Origin of the sequence: Anabaenopsis sp. FSS-46 (genome assembly GCF_029891665.1) — a bacterium.
In the GTDB taxonomy this organism is placed as follows: Bacteria; Cyanobacteriota; Cyanobacteriia; order Cyanobacteriales; family Nostocaceae; genus Anabaenopsis; species Anabaenopsis arnoldii.
Genome location: NZ_JANQDG010000025.1, coordinates 1 through 4,408 on the forward strand (window position 1 = coordinate 1; position 4,408 = coordinate 4,408).

Annotated in this window: 5 protein-coding genes and 1 pseudogene; 3 read left to right on the forward strand and 3 right to left on the reverse strand. The window is 42.8% G+C overall.

Translation table 11 applies throughout. The features are described from left to right. Nucleotides 1-156 precede the first annotated feature (156 nt). Together NWP21_RS02585 and NWP21_RS02590 are read right to left on the reverse strand one after the other, a co-directional pair. The gene (locus tag NWP21_RS02585; protein ID WP_280791492.1) at nucleotides 157-1,083 is read right to left on the reverse strand and encodes a glycerate kinase; all 927 of its coding nucleotides are present in this window, start codon (nucleotides 1,081-1,083) and stop codon (nucleotides 157-159) included. Between the two features lie 2 nt (nucleotides 1,084-1,085). Then, nucleotides 1,086-1,418, reverse strand: coding sequence for a DUF565 domain-containing protein (locus NWP21_RS02590; protein ID WP_280791493.1), 333 nt, complete (start codon nucleotides 1,416-1,418; stop codon nucleotides 1,086-1,088). 106 nt (nucleotides 1,419-1,524) lie between these two features. Between NWP21_RS02590 and NWP21_RS02595 the strand changes: the two genes are divergently transcribed. The 3 genes from NWP21_RS02595 to NWP21_RS02605 all read left to right on the forward strand — a co-directional run bounded on the left by NWP21_RS02595 (nucleotide 1,525) and on the right by NWP21_RS02605 (nucleotide 4,277). Then, entirely contained in the window at nucleotides 1,525-2,118 is a 594-nt protein-coding gene (locus tag NWP21_RS02595; protein WP_280791494.1) for a hypothetical protein, read from the forward strand. 86 nt (nucleotides 2,119-2,204) lie between these two features. Further along, nucleotides 2,205-4,013, forward strand: a complete 1,809-nt coding sequence (locus NWP21_RS02600; protein ID WP_280791495.1) for a glycosyltransferase family 39 protein — start codon at nucleotides 2,205-2,207, stop codon at nucleotides 4,011-4,013. A gap of 48 nt (nucleotides 4,014-4,061) precedes the next feature. Next, nucleotides 4,062-4,277: a hypothetical protein gene (locus tag NWP21_RS02605; RefSeq protein ID WP_280791496.1), complete on the forward strand. Its 216-nt coding sequence runs from the start codon at nucleotides 4,062-4,064 to the stop codon at nucleotides 4,275-4,277. Here NWP21_RS02605 and NWP21_RS02610 read toward each other — a convergent pair. Next, nucleotides 4,269-4,408: pseudogene (locus NWP21_RS02610) on the reverse strand (IS4 family transposase); the annotation flags it as partial. The gene NWP21_RS02605 and the pseudogene NWP21_RS02610 overlap by 9 nt on opposite strands.

Here is a 4,408-nt window from a genome sequence, read left to right on the forward strand (position 1 = left end):
TCAATGGACAGGGATTTAAACGCAGCAATTAACTTATCGAGGTTGGCTAAACCTTGAAAGCTTACTGAGGGATAACCGCTCCCATGCTCCCATTGAAGTAAGAAATAAATGTCTAGACTTGTCTAGGATTTATATAGCAGTGTACCTTTATTCCATCTACTTGGGATAGACTCCCCCTAGGCTGTGATCAGAATTAATGGTAATGACTAAATCAACCCCTTTAGGCGATTCCACCAACGGCGTGATGAATAATTCCGGGTGCAGCGATCGCCAAAAATATTTGACAAATTCCTCAATCTGTGCATCTGACATCCCCGATTTGCCAGTAGCGATCATTTGTTGTTCTGCTTGTTGACGCCAGGTCATGGAATAACGGTAATCAGTGGGATATAGTATAATTAAACTGTCCAATCGTTCCCACAGTGGCAGATAATCACTCAGGCGCCGATTCATGTCACGAGCAAATACCCTATCCTCCTCTGTGACAATTGGTGGCGGTGCATGATTAAATACATCTGGATTAATTGGCCGCACCCCCACAAACCAACCTTCAAACAGAACAATATCAATATTTTCCACGATTTCTGGGGTAGTGCGATCGCCAGCACCATTGTATGCCGACTTATCAAAGCGGGGAATACTCACCGGACTTGCGCCCTGACGAATTTGATCTAGGACTTTTAAGCCTAAATCTAGATCATGGGTTCCCGGTGGTCCGCGCCAAATCAATCGCGGGTCTTGCTGAGTTAAAATCAGGCGATCGGCGTAAGTTTTATATAAGTCATCTAACGATAAACTCACAGTCCGATATCCCAACTCCTGGAGAAGCTTACACAGTACCTGGCACATTGTGGTTTTACCGGTACCTTGTCCCCCTAACACTCCCTGAATTAGGGGTCTTCCCAAGTCCTGGCGATGGGAAGCTAATTTCATACTTAATGGTAGCCATAAGTCCCACAACAGGGCTAACATTGTTTCTGGTGGCTGATTCAGGTGGGTTTGGCAGAATTGGTGAAAAGTTGGTAGCACACAGTTGAGTAAACTTGCTTTTGTGGGATTTACTTCAGCTTCCCAAAAATTCATAATTAGGAACCCAGTTTAAAGGACTCGACAAACATACTATATGTAAAACCGACCTTGAGAACGTTAAGCGATTCTACCAAGAGCGAAGGTTTTGCCAAAAACCTGCGACTATAAAATATTCTGCTAGTCACCTCTGTGAGTAGCACAAGAATACTGGCCATGACAATATCTAACGTACCTCTTTGTCCAGCTATAGTAGAAATTGCTGTTCCCAGGAAAAAACCAAAAAAGAAGTTAATCAATAGTAAGGATAAACGTCGCCAAGGATTTAAGAACCATTGCCCCAAACGCCCAGCAATGGTATCGAATAAATTAGTTAAACGAGTGTTTTGCATTAATAACCAGGGGAGTGGGTACCAAACAGTTACATTTTACCGCCTCAGAGAATAGGCTAGTATTTGGTAAAGTCTAAACAAAATATTATTACTAACCATTATCAACATGAAATTGACAGCATATCGTAACGCTGCTATTACAATTTGTACTTTGGGTCTGCTGGGATTTATGGTGGGATGCTGGGAAATCAGTGTGTCCTTTGAGTCAACTGACCATATGAATCTACCTGCTTCTGACATCCTAGAGCCGGATGTAATTTCAGTCCCACCCGTCCTAAATCAAACAGTCACTTCTACTACCGTCGGTTCGGAAACTACCCAAGCCAATAAAATCGGACTCAACAATACTCACATCTTGGCAGATGGTCAAGGCTCAACTGCTAATACCAACCATCAAGGCAGTTTACGCATGAGCAATCAAACAAATCAGCCTGTGCGCCTGGCTTTACTGGCGCGACAGCCACAGGTGACCACCTCCGTTGTTCCAGCTCATTGGGATTTTGATCCCCAAGAAGGTAGTGAACAGGGGTTGATTCTGTCCTTACCTAATGGGAATCTCAAGTTGGAAAACGGAGATGTTATAGTTGCCTTTGCACAAGACGGTTCTCGGCGTTACTGGGGACCATATGTAGTTGGGGAAACCTCTTGGCCGCAATGGAACACCGAAAATCGAGAATGGTTATTGGTACTGACTCCTTGAGGGCAGTTAATTTCCTATTCCCCAGGGTCTGACCCAGAACAAAATATAAGTACTTATTTTAACTGTTGAGTATTGACGAATAAATAATGAGGATAAAACTGACTATTCCGAATAATGTGAACAACTGGTACAAAAATCCACTCAAAAGTCCAGTTTTGGCTGTGACTATACTAATTTTGATTGCTGGGCTGGCTTATGGGTGGAATTTGGGTACTGTGGGCTTGATTGATGAAACAGAGCCACTGTTTGCTGAAGCTTCCCGTCAAATGTTGGTTACAGGTGATTGGATTACCCCCATTTTTAACGGCGAAACTCGTTTTGATAAACCAGCTTTAATTTACTGGTGTCAAGCGATCGCCTATATAATTATCGGGGTAAATGAGTGGTCAGTGCGGCTACCTTCAGCCATGGCGGCCGTAGGAGTCATCGGTTTAACTTTTTACACTGTACACTGGTATTTATCCCAAAAAGACCAATTAGAGCAGGTTTCACAGCCGACTCGGCGCAACTTCACAGCAATGCTTGCAGCCGCCATGCTAGCACTCAGTCCTGAGATGATTGTCTGGGGAAGAACCGGTGTCTCAGATATGATGCTGACTGGGTGCATGGCATCAGCATTATTATGTTTTTTTCTAGGGTATGCTAGTCAGCAACAACAACAGGCACAATTCCCTTTATCTCTATTCCCCAACTCGTGGTATTTAGCTTGTTACGTCTTAATTGCTGGGGCGATTTTGAGTAAAGGTCCTGTAGGAATTGTTTTACCCGTACTCATTATCGGCGCATTTATTATCTATGTCGGCAACATCCGCAAAGTCTTAAAAGAAATGCGTATCTTCACGGGGATGCTAATTATTTTCGGTTTATCAGCCCCCTGGTATCTCTTGGTCAGCTGGCGTAATGGTTGGGATTACATCAATTCCTTTTTTGGCTATCACAATGTAGAACGTTTTACAGAGGTAGTTAATGGTCACTCCGCTCCTTGGTATTTCTACTTCTTAGTAGTATTACTCGGATTTGCGCCCTACTCAGTGTATTTACCCGCAGCAATGGCTAGAACCAGATTTTGGCAGCGATCGCACTGGAGGAATTGCCAAGAACGCTCTCAACAATTGGGTTTATTTGCCTGTATCTGGTTTATTGCTATCTTTGGGTTTTTTAATATTGCTGTCACTAAACTTCCCAGTTATGTATTGCCTTTAATGCCCGCCGTAGCTATTTTAATAGCATTATTATGGAGTGATTTTCTCCCCGAAAACAAGTCAGATATCCCCTGCGCCTCTTCTGTTCTCAAAATCAGTGCTTGGACTAATGTGATTTTAGTCACAGTATTGGCAGTGGCACTATTTCAGATTACTCATTTAATGGATCATAATTCAGTTGCGCCCGGCTTCCTCCTAATGATTCAAAAGGCAGGTTTACCAACACTAGGGGGAATAATTTGGTTTTTGGGGGCGCTCCTCATTGGCGCTTTGATCATTAGTCGCCGTTGGCACAGTATTATTAATGCAAATTTACTGATTTTTGCAGCCACCTTGATCATTGTCTTAATGCCAGCTTTATTCTTGATGGATCAACAGCGTCAGCAACCTTTGAGGGACCTATCTGCCCTTGTTGTGGCACAGAAACATATCCCTCTATCAGATGAGGAATTAGTGATGGTGGGCTTCAAAAAACCAAGCGTAGTATTTTACACCCAAAAACCGGTAAATTATATTTACCAGCCAAAAGATGCAGTAGAGTATATTCAAAATCGAACTTCTCAGCCAGAAAAACCGCCTTCAATCCTGGTGATCGCCTCACAGCAAGACTTTGAAAAAATGGACTTGCCACCGGATAGTTACGATATTTTAGGCACTAGACAAAGGTATCAGTTAATTCGAGTTTCTTTTTGACACTCCCCACGCCTTTAGGCGGGGGATTCGGTGTATTACTGACGTTCCTTGCTTTTACTGGACTTGCGTCCAGCAGAAGTAGGGGGAACATCACGAAAGAGCGTTACTTCTTTGGCACAGGTTGGACGGTTTGAATTTTGGAGCGATCGCCTTAATCTTATCAAAGAAAAGCCTCTTATTTATTGGTGGAATGATGAATTTCTCAGACGCTATGCTGAGGCACCAAAGTTAGGGGATGAAACTGATGTCAGAGAAAAATGTTGAAATACTTACGTCAATTCCCGTATTATTTAATCTTTTAAATAAGTCCCGCATACTTGTTAAGCTATTATCCAAGGCATAAGCCAACCAACACTCAACATAAAGACGGCTGTTCAAAACTGGATAATCATTTT